Here is a 23,022-nt window from a genome sequence, read left to right on the forward strand (position 1 = left end):
GGACGGGCCGGCGCACGGGCGGCCGCCGGCCGGTGGTCACGCTCGCCGCCCCGGGCGGTGGGTGGCCACGGGCCGGCGGGTCAGCCGTCCGAAACCGTCCGTTCCATGGCGTGGTGTGGCCAGGCGTGCACCCCCTCTGGGCCTTCGCTTCGACATGTTGTTTAATTGCGACCGTTTCGCAGTAACGGTTGATCTTCAACAGAGGTGGGGCATGACAGCCCGGACGATACGGACCCTGACCGCCGCGACGACGGCGGGCGTCCTGGCAGTGGGCGCGGCAGCGTGCTCCACCCCGGACAACGGCAAGAGCGGCGGCCCCAAGGACGCGGCGGTCGTCGGCATCGCGTACGAGCCCGACACGCTCAGTCCGCTCCTCGGCTACGGCAAGGACGGCAACTCCAAGATCTTCGACGGGCTGCTGACGCACGACGCGAAGATGCGGCTCAAGCCGGCTCTCGCGGCCAAGCTGCCGCAGGTCTCCGGCGACGGCCTGACGTACACCTACACCCTCCGTGACGGCGTGCGCTTCAGCGACGGCGAGCCGTTCACCGCGGACGACGTGGTCTTCACCTACCGGACCATCCTCGACAAGAAGACCAACAACGCGTCCAAGACCGAACTCGACGCGATCAAGAGCGTCGAGAAGAAGGACGACAAGACGGTCGTCTTCCGTCTCAAGTACCCGTACGCGCCGTTCGCCGAGCGGACCGTGCTGCCCATCGCGCCGGAACACGTGGCGAGCAAGCAGGACGTGAACACCGGCTCCTTCACCACCAAGCCCATCGGTACCGGGCCCTACCTCCTCAGTAGCTGGAGCAAGGGCGAGAAGCTCGTCTTCAAGGCCAACCCCACCTACTGGGGCGGCGTGCCGAAGGTCAAGAAGTTCACGATGGCGATCATCAAGGACGACGACGTGCGCGCCACCCGGCTGCGCTCCGGTGACCTCGACGGCGCCATCCTGCCGCCCAACCTCGCCGCCACCTTCAAGAGCGACGACGACCTGCGCACCCTGACCGCCAAGACCTACGACTACCGCACCGTCACGCTGCCCAGCGACAACCCGGTGGCCGGCGACCGCGCCGTGCGCCGCGCGCTCGACGTGGCGGTGGACCGCCAGGCCATGGTCGACGGCATCCTGGACGGCGCGGGCAAGGCGGCCTACGGGCCGGTGCCCACCGACAGCGAGTGGTTCACCAAGGGCACCGAGCGCCGGCACGACCTGGCGGCGGCCCAGCGCATCCTGGACGAGGCGGGCTGGAAGGCGGGCAAGGGCGGCGTCCGCGCGAAGAACGGCAAGCGCGCCACGTTCACGCTCTGGTACCTCAGCGGCGACAAACTCCGCCAGGACCACGCGCTGGCCTACGCCTCCGACGCCAAGAAGGCCGGCATCGAGATCAAGGTGCAGTCCGGCACCTGGGAGGTCATCGAGCCGCGGATGAAGCGGGACGCGGTTCTCGCGGGCGGCGGCAGCCCGGCCGACCCCGACTTCGACCAGTACACGCTGCTCAACTCCGCCCTGGCCGGCGACGGCTTCAACAACATGGCCTTCTACGACAACCCGGACGTCGACAAGGCGCTCACCGAGGGCCGGCGCAGCGGCGACAAGGCCAAGCGGAAGGCCGCGTACGACACCATCCAGCGCGAACTGGTCGACGACCCCGGCTACACCTTCCTCACCCACATCGACCACCTCTACGTCCTCGCCGACCGCTGGGCGCCTCTGACCACCCAGGTCGAGCCGCACGACCACGGCCTGGCCTCCGGCCCGTGGTGGGACGTCGAGAACTGGCGGCCCAAGAAGTGACGGAAACCCGGCGCCCGGGCCTGCCGTGGCTGCCGATGGCGCGGCTGGTCGGGCGCCGGGCGCTGTTCGCGGTGCCCGTGCTGTTCTGCGTGACCTTCGGCGTCTTCGCCATCGCGGCGGCCTCACCCTTCGACCCGGTCAAGGCGTACGCCGGCACCGCCGGTCTCACCGCCTCGCAGGAGAACCTCGACCAGTTGCGCGCCAACCTGGGCGCCGACGACCCGTTCACCGTCCGCTGGTGGGACTGGCTGACCTCGGCCGTCACCGGCGACCTGGGCGACTCAAGCTCGCTGCGGCAGCCCGTCGCCCAGGTCATCGCGGAGCGCATCGGCTGGTCCACGCTGTTGTGCGCGGTCGCCTTCACCCTCGCCGTACTCGGCGGCACCGTGCTCGGCGTGCTCGCGGCCCGGCGCCGGGGCGGCCTGTTCGACCGCGCGATCACCTTCGTCTGCTACACGCTGGAGGCCGCACCGCCGTTCTGGCTCGGGCTGCTGGCCGTGTGGCTGTTCGCCCTCAAGCTGGACGCGCTGCCCGCCGGCGGACTCACCGACACCGCCAGCGAGGTCGCCACCGCGGGCCAGGTCACCCACCACCTGATCCTGCCGGCCGCCGTGCTCGCCATCTCCCAACTGCCGTGGTTCGTGCTCTACGTGCGCCAGGGCGTCGGCGACGCGATGGACGAGGACCCCGTGCGCGGAGCCCGCGCCCGCGGGCTCAGCGAGCGCACCGTCCTCTTCGGCCACGCGCTGCGCTCGGGACTGCTGCCGGTACTCACCCTCGTCGGCTCCCGCGTCCCCGAGCTGATCACCGGGGCCCTGCTGATCGAGACCGTCTTCAGTTGGCCGGGCATCGCCTCCGCCACCGTCGAGGCCGCCACCAGCGTGGACTTCCCGCTGCTCGCGGCCCTCACCGTGCTCGCCACGGTGGCGGTGCTCGCCGGCAACCTGCTCTCCGACCTGCTCTACGGTCTCGCCGACCCCCGGGTGGGATTCGATGGCTGACCCGCTGCACGACACCATGTCCCCCGCCACCCCGGTCGAGGCCGGCCCGCCCACCCCGCGCTGGCGGACGTCGGAGGCCGGCGCGCGGCGTGGCAGCCGCGCGCTGAGGGTGCGCGTCAGCGCCGGGCTCGTCGCGATCGTCGTCCTGACCGTGCTGTTCGTGCCGCTGTTCTTCCCGCTGGACGAGCAGGCCGTCCACCTGGCCGACAAGCTCCGCGCGCCCTCGCTCGACCACCCCTTCGGCACCGACGACGTCGGCCGCGACCTGCTGCTGCGCTGCGTGTACGGGCTGCGCGTCTCGCTCCTGGTCGGGGTCGTCGCGGCGCTGGCCGCCACCGTGATCGGCACCGCCGTCGGCGCGCTCGCCGGCGCCGTCGGAGGCTGGGTGGACCGGGTCGTGATGCGGCTCGTGGACGTCTTCTCCTCGGTGCCGCACCTGCTGCTCGGCATCTTCATCGTGGCCATGTTCCAACCCGGTGTCTGGCCGGTGGTCATCTCGGTGGCGCTGACACACTGGCTGTCCACCGCCCGCATCGTGCGCGCCGAACTCCTCTCGCTGCGGGCCCGCCCCTACGTGGAGGCGGCCATCTCCGGCGGGGCGTCGCGGCTGCGTGTGACCGTGCGCCACCTGCTGCCCGCGGTGCTGCCCCAGGCGGGACTCGCCGCCGTGCTGATGGTGCCGCACGCCATCTGGCACGAGTCCGCGCTCTCCTTCCTCGGCCTCGGCCTGCCCAGCCACAAGGCCAGCCTGGGCGCCATGGTGCAGAGCGCCCGCAGCTCACTGCTGGCCGGTGACTGGTGGCCCACCCTCTTCCCGGGCCTGCTGATCATCATCCCCACCCTGGCCATCGCGGGCCTCGCCGGCGCCTGGCGGGAACGCATCAACCCGCGCCGTCGATCGGAGCTGACGCTGTGACAGGCCCCGACCGGTCGACCCCGGTCCTCGCCATGGACGGTCTCTCGGTCCGCTTCCGGATGCGCGGCGGCCGGTACGTCGCCGCCGTCTCTGACGCCACCTTCGCGCTGCGGCCCGGCGAGTGCCTGGCCCTGGTGGGGGAGAGCGGCTGCGGCAAGTCCGTGCTCGCCTCCGCGCTGCTCGGGCTGCTGCCGGGCAACGCGGAGACCGCCGGCACGGCCCACCTGGCCGGCTCGGCCGACGCGGACCCCGTCGAGCTGCTGACCGCCGACGAGCGCCTGCTCTCCCGCGCCATCCGTGGGCGCCGGGTGGGCCTGGTCCCGCAGAGCCCCTCCGCCCACCTCACCCCGGTGCGCACCGTGCGCGCCCAGTTGGAGGAGACGGTACGGGAGCTGACCGGGGTGCGCCGGCCCCAGTTGCGGCGCGCGGCGCGGGAAGCGGCGGACCGGGCCGCGTTCCCCGCCGACCACCTCGACCGCTACCCGCACCAGCTCTCCGGCGGCCTCGCCCAGCGCGCGGCGACGGCCCTGGCCCTGGTGGGCGACGCCGCGCTGCTGCTCGCGGACGAGCCGACCACCGGACTCGACCGCGACCTCGTCGAGCGCACGGTGGACGAACTGCGCCGCCACATCTCCCCGGCCCCGGCGCACCAGGCGGCCCCGACCCACCAGGACCCCACGCCCGCCGCCAAGCCGCCCGCCGCCAAGCCGCCCATCGCCAAGAAGGCCGCCGCCACGCAGGCCGCCGAACCGGCGAGCACCGAGCACCGGGCTCGCGCGCTGCTCATGATCACCCACGACCTGGTCGCGGCGGAGCGCGTCGCCGACCGCGTCGCCGTGATGTACGCCGGCCGCATCGTGGAGATCGCCGACGCCCGCGACTTCTTCGGCGACCCGGGGCCCCGCCACCCGTACGCCAGGCGGCTGCTCGACGCCCTGCCCGAGCGCTCCTTCACGCCCATCCCCGGCATGCCCCCGGAACTCGGCGACCTGCCGGCCGGCTGCGCCTTCGCCCCCCGCTGTGACCAGGCGACCGAACGGTGCGCCGCGCTCCCCGCGCTCGTGGACGACGTGGCCTGCCACCACGCGCCACCGCGCGCACAGCTCCCCGCCGCGCGGCCGGAGCAGCCGACCGCCGCCGCCCCGCGCGCGCCCGAGCCCCGCACCGATGAGGCCCACCATGCTTGAGCTGCGCGACATCACGGCCGGCTACGACCGGCGCTCACCCGTCGTTCGCGGGGTCTCGCTGCGCGTCGCGGACGGCGAGGCGGTGGGGCTGCTCGGCCCCAGCGGCTGCGGCAAGTCGACCCTGGCCCGCGTGGCGGCCCTGCTGCACCGGCCCGACGCGGGGCGCGTGGTGCTCGACGGTGAGGTGGCCCGTGGCTGGCGCCACCGCGCGCCGCGCGCCCAACGCACCGCGTACGGGGTGATCTTCCAGCAGCCACGGCTCTCGGCCGATCCCCGACTGCGGCTCGCCGACCTGATCGCGGAACCGCTGCGGGCCACGGGCCGAGGCCGCGAAGCGGTGGCGCGGACCGGCGAGTTGGCGAACCGGGTCGGCCTCGGCGACGACCTCCTGACCCGCCGCCCGCACGAGGTCAGCGACGGCCAGTTGCAGCGCGCCTGCCTCGCCCGCGCGCTCGCCCTGCGCCCGCGCTGGCTGGTCTGCGACGAGATGACCGCCATGCTCGACGCGTCCACCACCGCCGCGCTGGTGCACGTGGTGGAGGAGTACCGGCGCGAGAGCGGCGCGGGCCTGCTCGCCGTGGGCCACGACCGCGCGCTGCTCACCCGGTGGTGCGACCGCACCGTCGGCTGGGCCGAGCTGTCCGGCCCCGACGCGGACTGACGTAGGGCCGGGGCGCCCGACGCGCCCGCGGGCACACGTGTGGCCGCGGGGTCCGGTGCCGTCGCCCGGGCCCCGCGGCCACACGGTCAGTGTCGGCCGATGTCAGTCGCTACCAGCGCTGTCGATCGGTCCGAGCCGCTCAGAGGCCGATCTCGACGTCCTCCAGGATGCCCAGCGCGTCCGGCACCAGGACGGCGGCGGAGTAGTACGCGCTGACCAGGTAGGACGAGACCGCCTGCTCGTTGATGCCCATGAAGCGGACGTTCAGGCTCGGCTGGTACTCGTCCGGGATGCCCGTCTGGTGCAGGCCGACGACGCCCTGGTCCGCCTCGCCGGTGCGCATGGCGAGGATCGAGCTGGTGCCCGTCTCGCTGATCGGGATCTTGTTGCAGGGCAGCAGCGGCACCCCGCGCCAGGCCCGCACCGAGGACCCCATGAAGTCCACGCCCGTCGGGTACAGCCCGCGACTGTTGCACTCGCGGCCGAACGCGGCGATGGTCCGCGGGTGGGCCAGCAGGTACTGCGTCTTCCGCCGACGCGAGAGCAGCTCGTCGAGGTCGTCGGGGGTGGGCGGGCCGGTGCGGGTGTGGATGCGCTGGCTGAGGTCGGCGTTGTGGAGGAGGCCGAAGTCGCGGTTGTTGATCATTTCGTGTTCTTGGCGTTCGCGGAGCGCTTCGACGGTGAGGCGCAGTTGCTCCTCGACCTGGTTCATGGGTTCGTTGTAGAGGTCGGCGACGCGGGTGTGGACGCGCAGGACGGTCTGGGCGACGCTGAGTTCGTACTCGCGCGGCGCCAGCTCGTAGTCCACGAAGGTTCCCTCAAGCACCGGCTCGCCCGAGTGGCCGGAGCTCACCGCGATGTTCGCCTCACCCCGCCGGTTGGTCGGCAGCTCGGGGCGGGATGCGAACGCCTCGGTGTGCTCCGTGAGCGCGGCGTGCCGCTCGGCGACGGTCTGGTACGCCTGCCGGGAGAGCGTGAGCACCGTGCACCGGGTGACGGCCTTGACCGTGTACTCCCATACGGCGTCCTGGTCCACCGGCACCCGGTCGCCGAAGTAGTCGCCGTCGGCCAGCACGCCGAGCACGGTCTCGTCGCCGTACTTGCCGGTGCCGAGCTTGTTGAGCTTGCCGTGCGCGATCAGCACCACCTGGTCCGCGCTCTGGCCCGCCTCGACCAGCACGCTTCCCGCGTCGTACTCCCGCTGCTCGAAGGCGCCCGCGAGCGCCTCAAGGGCGGCGGAGTCCGCGAACCCGCGCAGCAGCGGCAGCTCGCCGAGCTCCGGCGGGATCACCCGGACCTCGGCGCCGGTGGTGACGAACTCGACGCGGCCGTCCCCGACCGTGTACGTGAGTCGCCGGTTCACCCGGTACGTGCCCGCCTGGACCTGCACCCAGGGCAGCACCCGCAGCAGCCACCGCGTCGAGATGCCCTGCATCTGCGGGACGGTCTTCGTCGTGGTGGCCAGGTTGCGGGCGGCTGCGGTGCCCAGGCTGAGCTGCTGCTCGGCGCCTGCCGCCGAACCCGTTTCCGCGGAAGTCGTCATTTCTTAAAACAACCTTTCGTAAGGCATCGCGATGCCGGAGGTGACCGCTGGAGATGGTGGAGCGAGGCGGCTCAGCGGCCGATTTCCACGTCTTCGAGAATGCCGAGCGCGTCCGGCACGAGAACGGCGGCGGAGTAGTACGCGCTGACGAGGTAGGACATGATGGCCTGCTCGCTAATTCCCATAAAGCGAACGGAAAGGCCGGGCTGCATTTCGTCGGGCAACGCGGTGGGCTGGAGGCCGACCACACCCTGGTTCTCCTGACCGGTACGCATCACGAGGATCGAGGTGGTGCCGCGCTCGCTGACGCCGATCTTGTTGCACGGCAGCACGGGCACGCCGCGCCAGGCCGGCACGGCGTGGCCGCCGTAGTCGATGCTCTGCGGGTAGATGCCCCGCGCGTTGAACTCCCGACCGATGGCCGCGATGGCCCGCGGGTGCGCCAGGATGACGCCCGGGTCCTTCCACACCGTGGCTAGCAGCTCGTCGAGGTCGTCGGGGGTGGGCGGGCCGGTGCGGGTGTGGATGCGCTGGCTGAGGTCGGCGTTGTGCAGGAGGCCGAAGTCGCGGTTGTTGATCATTTCGTGTTCTTGGCGTTCGCGGAGCGCTTCGACGGTGAGGCGCAGTTGCTCCTCGACCTGGTTCATGGGTTCGTTGTAGAGGTCGGCGACGCGGGTGTGGACGCGTAGGACGGTCTGGGCGACGCTGAGTTCGTACTCGCGCGGCGCCAGCTCGTAGTCCACGAACGTGCCACCGAGCACCGGCTCGCCCGCGTGCCCCGCGGCCACCGCGATCTCGGCCTCGCCCTGCGCGTTGCGGGGCCGCTCGCCCTGGCTCACGAAGTGCTCGACGTGGGCGCGGAGTTCGGCGTCCTCGCCAACCAGGCTCTGGAACGAGTCCCGACTCAGGGTGAGCACCGTTCCGCTGGTCAGCGCCTTGAGCGCGAAGGGCCAGGTCCGCTCGGGCCCCACCAGCCCGTCGTCGCCCACGTGGTCGCCGTCGGCCAGCACGCCGAGCACGGTCTCGTCGCCGTACTTGCCGGTGCCGACCTTGTTGAGCTTGCCGTGCGCGATCAGCACCACCTGGTCCGCGCTCTGGCCGGCCTCGACCAGCACCTCGCCCGGGGTGAAGTCGCGCTGCGTGAAGCGGTCGGCCAGCGCGGTGAGCGCGGCGTCCGCGCCGAGGTCGCGCAGGAGCGGCAGCTCCCGCAGCTCCGGCGGGATGACCCGCACCTCGGAACCCGTGCTGGAGAACGTGACCCGGCCGTCGCCCACCGTGTAGCTCAACCTGCGGTTGACCCGGTACGCGCCGCTGGACACGGGAACCCACGGCAGCACACGCAGCAACCACCGCGAGGTGATCCCCTGCATCTGCGGAATCGTTTTGGTCGTCGTGGCGAGATTCCGCGCGGCTTCCGTGCTCAGGCTCAGTTGCGACTGCTGGCCCACCGCACCGGCTGAACTCGATTCCACTGACGTTGTCATTAAATGGTCACCTAACCCCGAAACGGACATGCGGAGGGGGTACCCCCGCGGCAGTCCCGAAGGTATCAGCGGACTTTAGCGGTCGCATTCACTCGAAAGAGTGGCATAAATCTATGAGTTAAATCGCGGTAAATACTCCAATCCCATTGGGGATGGCTCGCTCAACACCCCCTGACGGGTTGTTACGCACCGCCGGACCTGGCGTTCCCGGTTCACGCGTCACCATCGTGGCCGAGCCTCCGCCGTCGAGATTCACCGCGTCGTCGGCGCCCAGGGCGAGCATCAGTTCGGCCAACTCGGCGATGGTCAGCCCCGCGCGGTATTCGGGTCGGCCGTCCAGCGACAGCAGGTACACGCGGTGCCCGCCCGCGCCGATGCCGGCGGCCGAGCGCACGGCCGGCGTGGCGTCGTCCAGGCCCGCCAACGGCCGCTGGCCGCGCGCGATTGGATAGCCGCCCACCGCGAAGGCCAACGGGCCCGGTCGGCTGGCGGTCAGCGCGTGCCGCACCGACACCCGGTCACCCACCTTGAGCCCGCGCAACGACGCGGCGCCCGCCTCGCGCCCCACCAGCACCACCGAGTCCGTGGCCACCGGCCCCCGCCCCGGCGTCGTCGCCACCTGACTCACCCGACCCTTGCGTACCGTCACCTCGTACGTGTCGCTGCTGCACGGCGCCCCACGGTCGGTGTCGGTGCCACACGTCGCCCGCACCCGGGAGGTCTGACCCCACGCCGTGGTGAACGCCCCGATCCCGTTCTCCGCCAGCGCGTACTGGTTCAGGCCACGCAACGCCAACGAGCCGTGCGGCGTGCGCACCGTGCCGCGCAGGCGCAGCCGGTCGAGCCGCGCGGTGCGGTTCTTGCCGACCGCGATGACGTCCTCGGTGCCCGTGCCCGGCGGCAGCTTGGGCCCGAACCGCTGGCCCAGTGGCACGGCCCCCTTGAGCCGGTGGCCCGCGGCGATCGCCGGTCCCACCGGCGCGCCGGTCGCCTCGACGCCCGGGTGCTGGTTCTCGTTGATGTTGAAGAAGTCGCCGTTGACCGCGGCCACGGCACCCCGCCGGCCCGCGAGTTGCGACAGCGGCGCCCGCGCCCCCACCGCACCCGGATGGACCAGGTCGAGCGAGAGCCCCGGCGTCCGCAGGTCGATGGAGAGCAGGTGCCCGTAGGCCGTGCCGTGTGAGGAGGTGACCGAGAACTCCCGGTACTCCACGCCGGGCGCGATCGTCGCGCGCTGGGTGAAGCGCGGCCCGGCATCGGCCGCGCCGGCCACCGGCGCACTGACCAGCCCCCCGCCCAGCAGGGCCAACCAGGCGACCACCACGCCCAGTGCCGCGCGCCCACCACTCACCCGTGCCCTCATGCTCGCCCCATTCCCTGCCTCGGCCAACCATCGCTACCGAAGGCATCCCCACACGGCGCGGCGGAGGCCCAGAACGGCAGGGAAATGGCTGACGACCACCTGCGGAACTCTCCGCGCGTCACTGTCGGGCGCCCTCGGCGCGACCGATACTCACTGGCGTCCGTCGTGCACCCCCGGCCCCGCGCCGGGGCGAGAGCCAGGAGGCCGCCATGCCCCACAGCACCCGACGAGCGTTCGTCGTCACCCTCGGAGCCACCGCCCTGGCGGGCGGCATCGCCGCGCCCGCGTACGCCGAGGCACGGGGCGGCCACCCGGGCGGCAAGCCGCCGCTGCGCCAGGCGCACGCGCACAACGACTACGAGCACCCCCGCCCCCTGCACGACGCGCTGGCGCACGGCTTCACCAGCGTCGAGGCCGACATCTGGCTGGTGGACGGTCAGCTCCTGGTCGCGCACGAGGAGGCGGAGCTCGACCCCACGCGCACCCTGGAGCGGCTCTACCTGGACCCGCTGCTGCGCCGCGTACGGGCGGGCGGCGGGCGCGTCTACCCGGGCCACCGCCAGTCGCTGCAACTGCTCATCGACATCAAGAACCAGGGCGACGCCACCTACCGGGTGCTCTCCAGGCGGCTGCGCCGCTACCGCTCGATGCTGAGCTTCACCGCCGGCGGACGGGTCTTCGAGGGCGCCGTCACCCCGGTCATCTCCGGCGACCGGGCCGCCCGGCCGGCGATGGAGGCCGAGCGCGTGCGCCACGCCTTCTACGACGGCCGCCTGGACGACCTCGGCACCGGCGTGCCGGCCTCCTTCATCCCGCTGATCAGCAGCAACTGGACGCAGAGCTTCACCTGGTCGGGCGTGGGCCCGATGCCCAGGGCCGAGCGCGCCAAGCTGCGGCAGATCGTGGACACCGCCCACGCGCGACGCCAGCGGGTGCGCTTCTGGGCCACGCCCGACCAGGCGGGCCCGGCGCGGGACGCGGTCTGGAGCGAGCTGCTGGCCGCGGGCGTCGACCACCTCAACACCGACGACCTGGCCGGCCTGGAGGCGTTCCTGCGCGCGGCCCGCTGAGCCCCGCTCAGCGGACGCGGACGGAGGACGACTTCGCTGGCACCGCATCTATGCCGGACGTTCCCGCGCTCATCGGCCCATCGTAGGAGCGCGGGGCGCGGCGCGCCGGCTGGCCCACTGGCGCGGGTGCGCGACGCCGGGGCCCCGCCGCAGGGGGTGGCGAAAATTCGCTGGCCCCACGGCGGGGCCTCGCGCATGCTGGCCGCCATGCAGATCAACATTGCCACCGCCGACGACTGGCCGGCCATCTGGCCCTTCCTGCGGGAGATCGTCGCCGCGGGCGAGACCTACACCTATCCGCGTGACCTGAGCGAGGACCTGGCGCGCGAGATGTGGATGCTCGCCCCGCCGAGCCGCACCGTGGTGGCCGTCGACGAGGCGGGCACGGTGCTCGGCACGGCGAAGATGAACCCGAACCACATGGGCCCCGCCGCGCACATCGCGAGCGCCAGCTTCATGGTCGACCCGCGGGTCTCCGGGCGCGGGGTCGGCCGGGCCCTTGGCACCTACGCCCTGGACTGGGCCCGCGCCGAGGGCTTTCGCGCCATGCAGTTCAACGCGGTCGTGGAGACCAACACCCGGGCGGTCGCCCTGTGGAAGTCCCTGGGCTTCACCGTCATCGGCACGCTGCCAGAGGGCTTCCAGCACCCGACCGAGGGCTTCGTCGGGCTGCACATCATGCACCGCGCCCTGTGACCGCCGACCGACGCCGTACGGGCCCCGCGCGGCCGGGCGGCTCCGGGCCGGCGCGCCCAGGCCGACCGCCGGCGTGCGCGCCGACGGCGCGGTGGGCAGGCGCCCGCACATGACGACGCCCCCGCACCCGACGACGTCCCCGCCCATGCGGCTCACGGCCGTCACCCTCGACTGCCCCGACCCGCAGGCGCTCGCCGCGTTCTACCAGCGGGCCACGGGACTCACCCCGCACCCCGCCTCCAACGCCGACTTCGCCGGGCTCACGCGCGCGGACGGACTCGTCATGGGCTTTCAGCGCGTCACCGACCACCGGCCCCCGCGCTGGCCGGACCCCGCCGCGCCGCAGCAGTTCCACCTCGACTTCGCGGTCGACGACCTCGACCGGGCCCGGAGCCGCCTGGTGGAGCTGGGCGCGCGCGAGCCGGCGCACCAGCCGGGCGGCGAGCGGTGGCGGGTGCTGCTCGACCCGGCCGGCCACCCCTTCTGCCTGACCACCTGGTGAGCCGCCGGCGGCGGCCGCCGACCGGGTCAGCCGGCGCCGAGCAGTGTGCCGGCGCCGGCCAGCGTCGCCGCGATGCGCTCCAGCGCCGCGTCGTCGCGCGACACGGCCTCGTACGACGGCCCGTCAGCCGTCGCCCAGCGCCGGGCCACGGCCACCGGGTCCTCGCCGAGCAGCAGCCCGGCGGCCTGCGCCGCCGAGCCCAGGGCCACCAGGTCGTGGGCGCGCGGCACGCGCACCGGGCGACCGCTCAGCCGCTGGATGGTGGTGCGCCACGCGGTGCCCCGCGCGCCGCCGCCGATCAGCAGTAGCGGCGTCCGTGGGTCGGCGTCCGGGCCGAGCACCGTCTCCAGCGCGGTGAGCAGCGCGTACACCGCGCCGTCGTACGCCGCCTGGAGCACCTGGCCCGGGGTGGTGTCGTGGCGCAGGCCGTGCAGCATGCCGGTGGCCGCGGGCAGGTGCGGGGTGCGCTCCCCGTCGAGGAAGGGCAGCACGGTCACCGTGCCGCCGGGCTCCACCGCCTCGCGGTCGCGGCCGAGCAGGGCCGCGAACCGGTCCACGGCCAGGGTGCAGTTGAGCGTGCAGGCCAGCGGCAACCAGGCGTCGCGCGCGTCGGCGAAGCCGGCCACCGTACCGGTGGGGTCGGTGGGCCGCTGGTCGGAGACGGCGTAGACGGTGCCGGAGGTGCCGAGGCTGAGTACGGGCTGTCCGGCGCGCAGCCCGAGCCCGAGGGCCGCCGCCATGTTGTCGCCCGTGCCGGTGGCCACCAGCGCGCCGGCGGGCAGCGGCAGCCCGGGCAACTGGCGCACCGTGCCCGCCGCCTCACCCGGCCGCAACACCCGGGGCAGCATCCGCGTCGTCAGCCCCACGTGGTCGAGCACCCGCTGGTCGTACTCCTGGCGTTCGGTGCCCCACCAGCCGGTGCCTGACGCGTCCCCGCGGTCGGTGACGGCCTGGCCGGTGAGCCGCTCGGTGAGGTAGTCGTGCGGCAGCCGGACCGCCGCCGTCGCGCGGGCCGCCGCGGGTTCGCGCTCGCGCAGCCAGGCCCACTTGGTCACCGTGAAGGCCGGCGGTGGCACGCTGCCCAGCCGCTGCGCCCATGCCCGCGGGCCGCCCAACTCGCTGATCAGCCGGTCGCGTTGGTCGGCCGAGCGCACGTCGTTCCACAGCAGTGCCGGGCGGACGGGCTCGCCGGCGGCGTCCAGGGTGACCAGGCCGTGCTGTTGCGCGCCGACCGAGACGGCGGCGGCCTGGCGGGCGTAGTCGCCGCACTGCCCGAGCGCCTCGCACAGCGCCGTCCACCACTGCCGGGGGTCGCTCTCCTTGGCCGGGCCCGGGCTGAGGGTGTGCGCGGCCCGGCCACGGGCGAGCACCGTGCCCGTCGCGGCGTCGACGGCGAGCACCTTGGTGGACTGGGTCGAACTGTCCACCCCGATGACGAGCGGTCCCTCGGGTACGGCGGCCACGGTCATGCGCTCTCCTCCAGGCTGGCGGTGCCTCGGCGTCCGCTGCGGACGGTCGTGCATGGTATCCGCCGGGAGAGGGCGTGCGGCGGGCCAACGGTCCAGCGTGTGGCGACCGTTGGCCCGTGATCCGCCGGGTGAGCTAACCCTCGGGGACCGCCTGGATGTCCAGCTCGACCCGGATGGTCGCCCCGACCACCGCGATGCCCCGAGCGAGCATGGTGCGCCAGTCGAGGGTGAAGTCCTCACGGTGCAGCTCGGCCGTCGCGCTGCACGCGGCCCGGGTCTCCCCGGCGATGCCGGTGCCAAGGCCCAGGTAGCGGGTGTCGAGCGCGACGCTGCGGCTGACGCCGTGCAGGTTCAGGGCGCCCTGGACGGACCAGCGGGACCCGCCGCGGTGCACGAAGCGCTCGCTGGCGAAGTGCATGGTGGGGTAGGCGGCGACGTCGAGGAAGTCCGCCGAGCGCAGGTGGTCGTCGCGCTGGCGCACGTTGGTGTCGATGCTCGCGGTGTCGATGGCGACCTCCAGGTGGGAGTCCTCCATCCGCTTCCCGACCATCAGGGTGCCCTGGAACTGGTTGAACCGGCCGTGCACGGCGGCGAGCCCGATGTGCCGCGCGACGAAGCGCACCGCGCTGTGGTCGGGGTCGATGCGCCACGCACCGGGCGTCGGCAGGGAGGGCTGCGGGGCGAGGTCCATCGCCACCGAGTCGACGGTGGTGCGCACGCCGTCGGCGGCCAGGCAGTCGCGACGCACGGGCTGGTAGCCGTCGGAGGTGATCGAGAGGCCGTACGCGCCGGGCCGCACGGTCGTCGCGAAGCGGCCGTTGGGGTCGGTCTGGCCGCGTACGACCTCACGGCCTTCGGCGTCGCGAACGGAAACTTCGGCCCGGGGGAGCGGGAGCCGCACCGGGTCGAGCACCAGACATTCCAGCGACCCGGAGCCCGGTGGCAGGGGCATGGCCTCCCTCCCCGTAACGCGGTGACGACGGCGTAGCAGGGCAAATGCCATTCCCATGGCCTCTCTGGAGCAGTAGGTGGTTGAAGGTGCGACCACCGCATTGTGTCATCAGAAAGGACAAGGCCATGCAAGACCCCCGTCGCCATTGCAAACGGGACGGGGGGCTTCGGCCGACGGCACGCCCCGCGACGGGCTGCCGGCCCCAGGATCGCCAAGGCCGTCGCGGGGCCGCCGAGGCCGACCGGTGGGCCAGTCGGCGCGTACCGCCCCGGCAAGGCGGTGCGTTCTCGACGGCCGGTCCCGACGTGGGGCGGCGGACGTGGCCGCCGCGCGCGTGCGCCGCCGCGTCCGCGCGTGTGCCGCCGGCCGGTGGGTCAGTCGGCGCGGAGCGCGCCGGCCAGCGCCGTCGCGGGGTCGGTGGCCGCGGGCCCGGCCGGGTACCAGCGGCCACCCTCCTCGCGGTACGGCCACCAGCGTCCGTCGCGGCCGTAGCGGAGCTGGGCCCGACCGTCGTGCGCCGTCCACCGGTTGCCGTCGGCGCGCAACCGGGGCCGGCCCGCCTCGTCCTCCCACGCCCGGGCGAGCTGTGCGCCGGCGCGCGCCAGCGCCTCGGCGTCCGGCGTCCACCGCTCGTCGAGCACGGCCAGCGCGTCGCGCCCGCCGTACTCCCAGGCCCGTACGGCCCGGTCGAGGTCGGCGCCGTCCCGGCCGCAGCCCGCCGCGAGCCGGGCCAGGACGCGCGGACCCGGCCCGGTCGCGGCCAGTCGCACCGCGTCCTGCCACACCGTGAGCTCCGCGGGTACGGGGGCGTCGGCGTGGCCCGGCGCGTACGCCCGCGTCAGCAGGTGCCGCGCCCGCACCGCGGCGTCGGCCGCCAGGAACTCCAGCGCCTCCGCGTCGGGGACGGGCACCCCGCCCGCCGGCGGATCGGCCGGCGCCTCCTCGCCGTGCAACCGGGGCGGGCGGCCCGGCTCCGCCACCGGTGGCGGCGGCGCGGGCAGCGGAGCGACGGCCAGCGCCTCCGCGAACACCTCACGCGCCGGGATCGTGCGCGGCGCCGGCGCGCCGCTCGCGCGCTGCGGAGCGTGTGCGGCGGCGCGCACGGCCGAGCGCGCCTGCAGGTCGTCGAGCAACTCCCGCTCGCCCCGCCCCCGCAGCAACAGCAACACGAACGGGTCCTGGTCCAGCAACCGGGCGAGCTGATAGCACAGCGCGGCCGTGTGCGGGCAGTGGTCCCACGCCTCGCAGCCGCACTCGGGCTCCAGGTCGCCGATGCCGGGGAGGAGTTCCACGCCCGCCGCGGCGGCGTCCTCCACCAGGTGCGGCGGCATGTCGCGGTCGAGGAGCGCGGCGATGTGCCCCGCCCGGTCGGCGACCATGTCCAGGAACCGGTCCCACTCGCCCGGGGTCAGCTCCCGCAGCAACACGTCCGAGCGGTACGGCGTGCGGTCCCTGCCCCGCACCACGGCGGTGACGCGTCCGGGCCGGACGCTCACCGCGCCGACGGCGCCCTCCCTGGCCTGCTTGCGCCCCTTCTTGAGCTGCTGGTTGTCCAGCGCCGTGTCCTCAAGGGCCTTCAGCCACGCCAGGCCCCACCACGTCTGGGCGAAGCCCCGCCCGTGCGCGGGCGGCAGCGCAGCGAAGATGCGCTCCACCGCCCCGCCGCCCGCGGGCCGCCCGGGCCTCGTCTCGGCCTCGTCCCCGTAGGGCTCGTCCGCCGCCCCCTCGTACGCGTCCTCGTCAGCCCCGTCGTACAGCTCGTCCTCCTCGTGTCCGTCGTGTTCAGCGTGGATAGCGCTCAGGTCGTCGGGGGACATCACTTGGCCTCCCTGGTGCTCGCCGGGCGGAGCGCCACCAGCTCCGTCAACTCCGCGTCGGACAACTCGGTCAGCGCCGACTCGCCGGACCCGAGCACCGCGTCCGCCAGCTCGCGCTTGCGCTCCAACATGGCCGCGATCCGGTCCTCCACCGTGCCCTCTGCGATGATGCGGTGCACCTGCACCGGCTGGGTCTGGCCGATGCGGTACGCGCGGTCGGTGGCCTGGGCCTCGACCGCCGGGTTCCACCACCGGTCGTAGTGCACGACGTGTTCGGCCCGGGTGAGGTTGAGACCGGTGCCGGCGGCCTTGAGGGACAGCAGGAAGACCGGCACCCGCCCGTCCTGGAAGCGGCGGACCATCTCCTCGCGACGGGCCACCGGTGTGCCACCGTGCAGGAGTTGGGTGGGCACGCCCCGCGCGGCCAGGTGCCGCTCAAGGAGCCGTGCCATCACCACGTACTGCGTGAAGACCAGCACGCTGGCGCCCTCGGCCAGCACGGTGTCCAACAGCTCGTCGAGCAGCTCCAGCTTGCCCGAGCGGCCCTCGATGACCGGGTCGTCCTCCCGCAGGAACTGCGCCGGGTGGTTGCACACCTGCTTGAGCGAGGTCAGCAGCTTGAGCACCAGACCACGGCGCGCGAAGGCGTCCGCGCCCGCGATCTCGGCCAGGGTCTCGCGCACCACCGCCTCGTAGAGCCCGGTCTGTTCCCTGGTCAGCGCCACGGCCCGGTCGGTCTCCGTCTTCGGCGGCAGCTCCGGCGCGATCCCGGGGTCGGACTTGCGGCGGCGCAGCAGGAACGGGCGGATGAGCCTGCCAAGCCGCTCGGCCGCCGCCGGGTCCCCGCCCTCCACGGCCTGCCCGTAGCGGGCGCGAAAGCGCGCCAGCGGCCCGAGAAGGCCGGGCGTGGTCCAGTCGAGGATCGCCCACAGCTCGGAGAGGTTGTTCTCCACCGGGGTGCCGGACAGCGCCACCCGCGCCTTCGCGCCGATGGTGCGCAACTCCCGCGCGGTCGCCGCGTACGGGTTCTTGACGTGCTGCGCCTCGTCGGCGACCACCATGCCCCAACCCACCTCGGCCAGCCGCGCGGCGTCGCGCCGCATGGTGCCGTAGGTGGTGAGGACGAACGCGCCGTCCGGCACCGCGTCCAGGTCGCGCGCGGAGCCGTGGAAGCGGCGGACCGGGGTGCCGGGCGCGAAGGTGTTGATCTCCCGCTCCCAGTTGCCGAGCAGCGACGTCGGGCAGACCACGAGCGTGGGCCCGGCCGCCTCGGGCGCCGTCTGGCGGTGCAGGTGCAGGGCGATCAGCGTGATGGTCTTGCCGAGGCCCATGTCGTCGGCGAGGCAGCCGCCGAGCCCGAGCGAGGTCATCTGGTGCAGCCAGGCCAACCCGCGCAACTGGTAGTCGCGGAGCGTGGCGGCGAGCGCGGCCGGCTGCGGCACCGGCTCGGCCAGCCCGTCGGCCGTCTCACCCTTCTCCCCGTGCGCGCCCGCCCCGAGCAGCCGGTCGCGCAGCGCCGCGAGCCAGCCCGTCGCCTCGACCTCCACCTCGGCGCCGGCGACCTCGGTCCGCCCGGTCAGCGCGGCGCCGAGGGCGGCGACCGGGGTGACCGTACGGTCCTTGCGTTCGCGGGCGCGGCGGACCACGGCCGGGTCGATGAGCACCCACTGGTCGCGCAGCCGCACCACCGGCCGGTTGGCCTCGGCGAGCCGGTCGAGTTCGGCGCGGGTCAGCTCCATGTCGCCGACCGCGAACCGCCAACTGAAGTCCAGCAGGGCGGACGCGGAGAGGAAGGTCGGCAGCCCGGAGCCGTCCCGCCCGTACGCGTCGTCGGGCGGGCCGACCACGGCGCGCGCGGTCAGCTCGCGGGCCAGCTCCCGTGGCCAGTGCACGCGCACGCCTTCGGCCTCCAGCGCGGCCGTCGCCGGACCGAGCAGCTCGCTCACCTCCTCGTCGGCCAGGTCGAGCGCGTCCGGCACGGCCGCGGAGAGCAGCGGCGCCAGCGGGGCCCAGGCCCGGGCCGCCCGGCGCAACGTCAGCAGCGCGTCCATCCGCGCCCGCGGCCCCAACTCGGCGGCCAGTCGCGCGTCGCCGCCCCACACCTCGGCGGCGTCGGCCACCAGCGTGGGATCGGTGGCGCTGTGCAACTGGAGCACGGCGCGGAACCGCGCCCGCGCGCCGTTGTCGTCGGCAGCCGAGTCGGCGTCGCCGGCGGCCCCGGTCGCCGGCCCGTCCGCGACCTCGCTCGCCGTGAGCCCCAGGACCTCGACGCGCAGCGAGAGCCGTACCCCCGCGTCGTGCCCGGCGGCGATGCCGGCGGCCCACGCGCGCTGCTCGGGCAGGCGCACGGGCTCGGGCGCGGCGAAGGCGGGGCTGCCCGCGGCGAGCGCGGCGGCGGGGGAGCGCGGCAGCCCGTCGGCGACCGCGTCGAGGAAGGAGCGCAACAGGTGCTCGGGCTCGGCCAGCAGCAGATCGCCCGGGTCCATGTCGGGAGCGGCGTCCGGGGAGGGGAGCGGCGCCGCGTGGGCGGCCGGCGGCATGGCCGCGGCCAGTTCGCGTACGCGCAGCAGGTCCGCCTCGTCCAGCGGGCCGACCCGCCAGGCGTCGTGGTCGGCGGCGCTCAGCCCGGGCAACAGCCGCCCGCGCGCGGCCAGCTGGAGGGCCAACACCGCGGCGGCGCCCCAGAAGGCGGCCGCGCCGTCGGTGCGCGCGGCCCTGGCCCGGGTGAGCGCCGGCAGCGCGTCGCGTACGGGCAGTACGGTGGCGCGCACCGTCAGGGCCGCCACGTCCGAGCCCTCCGCGACGAGGACGGTCAACTCGCGGTCAGAGTCAGAGTCAGAGTCAGAGTCGGAGTCGGCGCTGGCGTCGGAGTCGGCGCCGGCGTCGGCGTCGGGGCTCAGGGGGGCGCGGGAGGGGTCGTCCGGCTGCCAGAAGGCGATCTGGCCGGTACGCGCCGGGTCGCCGGGAAGGAAGACCGCCGAGCAGCGGCCGAGCTGGGCGAGTTGCGGGAGCGGCAGGGAGCGGGCTGGGGGAGGTGGGGTCACAGGCTGCTGCATTCCTCAAATTTGACTAGTGAACGCCGATGGCGGCCGAGGATAGCGGACGCCGCACGCCCGCGGGCCGTCGCGCGCAGTGAGGAATCCCACGTCGCCCCGGCTCCCGTTCCGTGCCCCGCGAACGCGGCGCCGACTGCGCCCCGGCCCACCGGGCGCACGCCTGTGGCGTGCGCCGATGCCGATCCAACGCTCCGACGCGGGGCCCGGGGGTGTTGCTAGCACCCCCTTGGGCCACGGGGCGTGGCCCCCGCACGGGCCGGGGGCGTCCGCCATGGTCGTGTGCGGTCCGTAGCGCATAGCTTCCCCAGGTCAGACCCCGTACGGCATGCGGTCGCACGGGGATCGTCACAGCGCACCGGAGACGCCCCATGTCACAGGCCACCGCCGCAGTTCCCCTCGCCCCGCTCGGCGGTGCCCGCCCGCCCACCGCGGGCAGCGACTTCGCGCCCCTGCTGCGCGAGGTACGGGCGGCCGGTCTGCTGGAGCGGCGCACCGGCTGGTACGTGGCGCGGATAGGCGGCAACCTGCTGGCGCTGGCGGCCGTCGTGGCCGCGGTCGCGCTGGTCGGAGACTCGTGGTGGGTGGTGGCCCTCGCCGTGCCCGCGGCCGTCTTCTGGGCCCGCAGCGCCTTCGTCGGGCACGACGCCGGACACGCCCAGATCACCGCCGACCGCCGCGTCAGCGCGGTGATCGGCCTCGTCCACGGCAACCTGTTCCTCGGCATGAGCCGGGCCTGGTGGAACGACAAGCACAACCGACACCACGCCAACCCCAACCACATCGACAAGGACCCCGACGTCGCGGTCGGCGCCCTCGTCTGGACCCGGCACCAGGCCGCGCTCCGCCAGGGCTTCACCCGCTGGCTCACCCGCCACCAGGCGCGGCTGTTCTTCCCGATGCTGCTTCTCGAAGGGCTCAACCTCAAGGTCTCCGGCCTGCGCGACCTGCGCCGCCAGGAGCCGCGCGAGCGCGTCGTGGAGGCGTCACTGCTGGCCGCGCACTACCTCTGCTACGTCGGGTTCCTGCTGGCCGTACTCTCCCCGGGCAAGGCGGCCGTCTTCGCCCTCGTCCACCACGCGCTCTTCGGCCTCTACCTGGGCATGGCCTTCGCCCCCGGCCACAAGGGCATGGACATGCCCGACCCGCGACACGACCGCTGGGGCCACCTCAAGCGCCAGGTCGTCACCTCGCGCAACATACGCGGCGGCCGGGCCACCGACTGGCTGCTCGGCGGCCTGAACTACCAGATCGAGCACCACCTCTTCCCCAGCATGGCCCGCCCCCACCTGCCGCTCGCCCAGCCCCTGGTCAGGGCGCACTGCGCACGGCTCGGCCTGCCGTACACCGAGACCGGCCTCGTCGCCTCCTACGCCTGGGCCCTACGCCACATGCACGACGTCGGCGCCCCGCTCCGCCAGCCCGTGGAACGAGCCGCGCCCGACAACCGTTGACAGGATGGAGAGAGCGGCACACGCGCAGGAGGAGGCGGAGACGATGTCGAACCGTGCGAAGGTCGCCGTTGGCGGAGTGGTGACGGGAGTGGTGCTGCTGTGGCTGCTCCCGAACTGGTTGGCGTTCCTGGTCATGATCGGTGTCCCGGTCGGCGCCTACCTCCTGCTCGACTCCTCACAGCGGACCCGGCTGCGCCGCGCCTCGCGCAAGCAACTGGGCCGCTGACCAGCGCCGCAGCCCCCGGACCCAGCCGACGAGGCATGGTTTCAAGGGGCAACGAATGCCAGAATGCCGGGGCGAGCCACGGTCACGAGGGAAGGAGCGTGCCGGCATGGGTGCGACGGTCATAGCGGTGTGCAGTGACGACCAGCACGCGTTCAGCAAGCCCGTACGGGAGGAGGTCACCCTGCTCGCCGGGCTGGGCGTGGCAGGCGACGCCCACCTGGGCCTCACCGTCCAGCACCGCTCCCGCGTCGCCCAGGACCCCACCCAGCCCAACCTGCGCCAGGTCCACCTGCTCCAGTCGGAGCTGTTCCCCGACCTGGCGGCGGCCGGCTTCACCGTACGACCGGGCGATCTCGGCGAGAACGTCACCACGGGCGGCGTCGACCTCCTCGGCCTGCCGGCGGGCACCCTGCTGCGCCTCGGGGCGACGGCCGTCGTCGAGGTGACGGGGTTGCGCAACCCGTGCCGGCAGATCGACCGCTTCTCCGACGGGCTGCTGAAACAGGTCGTGGGCCGGGACGCGGACGGGCAGGTCGTCCGTAAGGCCGGCGTCATGAGCATCGTCCGCGAGGGCGGAGCGGTCCGCCCGGGCGACGTCATCCGCGTGGAACTCCCGGTCGGCCCGCACCGCCCCCTGGAGCGCGTGTAGCGCCCCAGCCCCGGGCCCCGCGCACATGGCGCCTACGCCGAACGCGCGGCCAGGGCATCCAACGCGGCCAGCAGGCGGGGCAACTCCGGGCCACGCCCCACCGGAAGGACCTCGCCCGGTTCCTCGTCCAACAGGACGAACGCGATGTCGTCGGTCCTGGCCACCAGGCTCCACCCCGGCCCGTCCGCGCGCAGGGTGCGCGCCTGGCCCGACGCGTACGCCGAGCGCACTCGCCCCGGCGGCGGGGGAGTGTCGAGGTAGCCATGAGCCTCGCGCAACACCCGCCGCACGCCGGCGTGACCCGGCGCGGCGTCCCCGCTTTCCGTGCGCCCGGTGTGCGACGACGGGTCGGCGAACGCGGCGTCGGGGACCTCATCCGGGGCCGCGTGAGGCCCGGCCGCCTCGGGGGCCGCGCCAGCGCCCGCGCCGGGCTGGACGAACGTGACGTCGTCGCCGACCCGCTCCCGCCACTCCGCCCACCGCAGCGCGATCTCGTCCGCGCCCAACCGCCGTTGGGCCGGCCCCCAGCGTGCGCAGTCCGGTGGGCAGAGTGGCGGTCGGACCAGCCCGTCGGGGCCCGGCTCGGGAGCGGGATCGTGCGGCGCCGGTACGCCCGGCGCCGCCACCGCGACCGCGAGCGGCCAGCCGGGCAGCGCGGTCACGACGCTGCGCTCACCCGGCGTCAGGTCGTAGTCCATGCCGCAGTCCCAGGCCGCGAGCGCGCAGGCGACCAGCGACACGTCGTCGGTGACCACGGTCCAGCGCGCGCCCGCACCGTCCTGGCCGAGCACCAGACCGTAGCCGTCGGGCCGGGGCGCGAGGCCGAGGGCCTGGCACACCTGCGGGTAGTCGTCCCCGAGGACACCGGGAAACCGCGCCGGTGTGAGCAGCACCGCGGTCAGCACGTACAGCGCCTCGTCGCCCGCCTCGTCCGTCGTCACCACCGCAGCCTCCCTGCCCCGCCGTTGCCCTGCGGGCGCACCCTAACCAGCGAGTAACCACGGAGTCGATACCCTCGACGCGACCCGTACGCTCCTCACGGCGCCCCGCCTACCCGCCGGGCCGATGGAGAGCGCTCCCACCGCGGAGGGCAGCCCTCCGCACCATCCGTGAGGGCCGTTCCGCCGACCGGGAACCCCGCGTCGGTCGCCGCATGGACACCGCACGTACCGCCG

Annotated in this window: 19 protein-coding genes; 11 read left to right on the top strand and 8 right to left on the bottom strand. The window is 74.1% G+C overall.

Annotated elements, in window-relative coordinates; genetic code table 11:
- Positions 1-211 precede the first annotated feature (211 nt).
- Genes OYE22_RS32685 through OYE22_RS32705 form a run of 5 tightly spaced genes read left to right on the top strand, consistent with a single transcriptional unit; the run spans position 212 to position 5,569 of the window.
- Positions 212-1,804 carry an ABC transporter substrate-binding protein gene (locus OYE22_RS32685; RefSeq protein WP_277323813.1) on the top strand — a complete coding sequence of 531 codons (1,593 nt, stop codon included), beginning with the start codon at positions 212-214 and terminating at the stop codon, positions 1,802-1,804.
- A gap of 35 nt (positions 1,805-1,839) precedes the next feature.
- Positions 1,840-2,805, top strand: coding sequence for an ABC transporter permease (locus tag OYE22_RS32690; RefSeq protein WP_277324432.1), 966 nt, complete (start codon positions 1,840-1,842; stop codon positions 2,803-2,805).
- Between the two features lie 16 nt (positions 2,806-2,821).
- Positions 2,822-3,721 (top strand): ABC transporter permease, encoded by a 900-nt coding sequence (locus OYE22_RS32695; protein ID WP_277324433.1) that lies wholly within the window; start codon positions 2,822-2,824, stop codon positions 3,719-3,721.
- 32 nt (positions 3,722-3,753) lie between these two features.
- Complete coding sequence (locus OYE22_RS32700) at positions 3,754-4,908, top strand: ABC transporter ATP-binding protein (RefSeq protein WP_277323814.1); 1,155 nt, start codon at positions 3,754-3,756, stop codon at positions 4,906-4,908.
- A complete protein-coding gene (locus OYE22_RS32705) occupies positions 4,901-5,569 on the top strand; it encodes an ATP-binding cassette domain-containing protein (protein WP_277323815.1) in 669 nt (222 codons plus the stop codon). Before OYE22_RS32700 ends, OYE22_RS32705 begins: the two co-directional genes overlap by 8 nt.
- A gap of 139 nt (positions 5,570-5,708) precedes the next feature.
- On the opposite strand, the gene OYE22_RS32710 is transcribed toward OYE22_RS32705, so the two are convergent.
- The 3 genes from OYE22_RS32710 to OYE22_RS32720 form a co-directional block, all read right to left on the bottom strand.
- Positions 5,709-7,112 (bottom strand): family 2B encapsulin nanocompartment shell protein, encoded by a 1,404-nt coding sequence (locus tag OYE22_RS32710; RefSeq protein ID WP_277323816.1) that lies wholly within the window; start codon positions 7,110-7,112, stop codon positions 5,709-5,711.
- A 71-nt stretch (positions 7,113-7,183) separates the two neighbouring features.
- Positions 7,184-8,596, bottom strand: a complete 1,413-nt coding sequence (locus OYE22_RS32715; RefSeq protein ID WP_277323817.1) for a family 2B encapsulin nanocompartment shell protein — start codon at positions 8,594-8,596, stop codon at positions 7,184-7,186.
- Positions 8,597-8,714: 118 nt separating this feature from the next.
- Complete coding sequence (locus tag OYE22_RS32720; RefSeq protein WP_277323818.1) at positions 8,715-9,959, bottom strand: phosphodiester glycosidase family protein; 1,245 nt, start codon at positions 9,957-9,959, stop codon at positions 8,715-8,717.
- Positions 9,960-10,168: 209 nt separating this feature from the next.
- Between OYE22_RS32720 and OYE22_RS32725 the strand changes: the two genes are divergently transcribed.
- From OYE22_RS32725 to OYE22_RS32735, 3 genes are all read left to right on the top strand, one after another.
- A complete protein-coding gene (locus OYE22_RS32725; RefSeq protein ID WP_277323819.1) occupies positions 10,169-11,029 on the top strand; it encodes a phosphatidylinositol-specific phospholipase C/glycerophosphodiester phosphodiesterase family protein in 861 nt (286 codons plus the stop codon).
- A 207-nt stretch (positions 11,030-11,236) separates the two neighbouring features.
- Complete coding sequence (locus OYE22_RS32730) at positions 11,237-11,725, top strand: GNAT family N-acetyltransferase (protein ID WP_277323820.1); 489 nt, start codon at positions 11,237-11,239, stop codon at positions 11,723-11,725.
- A gap of 109 nt (positions 11,726-11,834) precedes the next feature.
- Positions 11,835-12,227 (top strand): VOC family protein, encoded by a 393-nt coding sequence (locus OYE22_RS32735; protein WP_277323821.1) that lies wholly within the window; start codon positions 11,835-11,837, stop codon positions 12,225-12,227.
- 26 nt (positions 12,228-12,253) lie between these two features.
- On the opposite strand, the gene xylB is transcribed toward OYE22_RS32735, so the two are convergent.
- The 4 genes from xylB to OYE22_RS32755 all read right to left on the bottom strand — a co-directional run bounded on the left by xylB (position 12,254) and on the right by OYE22_RS32755 (position 19,521).
- Entirely contained in the window at positions 12,254-13,696 is a 1,443-nt protein-coding gene (gene xylB / locus OYE22_RS32740) for a xylulokinase (RefSeq protein ID WP_277323822.1), read from the bottom strand.
- A 133-nt stretch (positions 13,697-13,829) separates the two neighbouring features.
- Positions 13,830-14,648, bottom strand: a complete 819-nt coding sequence (locus OYE22_RS32745; protein ID WP_277323823.1) for a YceI family protein — start codon at positions 14,646-14,648, stop codon at positions 13,830-13,832.
- A gap of 374 nt (positions 14,649-15,022) precedes the next feature.
- Positions 15,023-16,465 carry an SWF or SNF family helicase gene (locus OYE22_RS32750; RefSeq protein WP_277323824.1) on the bottom strand — a complete coding sequence of 481 codons (1,443 nt, stop codon included), beginning with the start codon at positions 16,463-16,465 and terminating at the stop codon, positions 15,023-15,025.
- Positions 16,465-19,521: a DEAD/DEAH box helicase gene (locus tag OYE22_RS32755; protein WP_277323825.1), complete on the bottom strand. Its 3,057-nt coding sequence runs from the start codon at positions 19,519-19,521 to the stop codon at positions 16,465-16,467. The genes OYE22_RS32750 and OYE22_RS32755 overlap by 1 nt, the downstream gene beginning before the upstream one ends.
- A gap of 368 nt (positions 19,522-19,889) precedes the next feature.
- Between OYE22_RS32755 and OYE22_RS32760 the strand changes: the two genes are divergently transcribed.
- The 3 genes from OYE22_RS32760 (at position 19,890) to OYE22_RS32770 (ending at position 21,847) form a co-directional block, all read left to right on the top strand.
- Positions 19,890-20,972 (top strand): acyl-CoA desaturase, encoded by a 1,083-nt coding sequence (locus OYE22_RS32760; RefSeq protein ID WP_277323826.1) that lies wholly within the window; start codon positions 19,890-19,892, stop codon positions 20,970-20,972.
- Positions 20,973-21,015: 43 nt separating this feature from the next.
- Positions 21,016-21,198 carry a hypothetical protein gene (locus tag OYE22_RS32765; protein ID WP_187064778.1) on the top strand — a complete coding sequence of 61 codons (183 nt, stop codon included), beginning with the start codon at positions 21,016-21,018 and terminating at the stop codon, positions 21,196-21,198.
- A 106-nt stretch (positions 21,199-21,304) separates the two neighbouring features.
- Positions 21,305-21,847, top strand: coding sequence for an MOSC domain-containing protein (locus tag OYE22_RS32770; protein WP_277323827.1), 543 nt, complete (start codon positions 21,305-21,307; stop codon positions 21,845-21,847).
- Positions 21,848-21,879: 32 nt separating this feature from the next.
- Here OYE22_RS32770 and OYE22_RS32775 read toward each other — a convergent pair whose 3' ends face one another.
- Entirely contained in the window at positions 21,880-22,791 is a 912-nt protein-coding gene (locus tag OYE22_RS32775) for a hypothetical protein (RefSeq protein WP_277323828.1), read from the bottom strand.
- Between the last annotated feature and the right edge of the window lie 231 nt (positions 22,792-23,022).

This window comes from Streptomyces sp. 71268, from assembly GCF_029392895.1.
Lineage (GTDB): Bacteria > Actinomycetota > Actinomycetes > Streptomycetales > Streptomycetaceae > Streptomyces.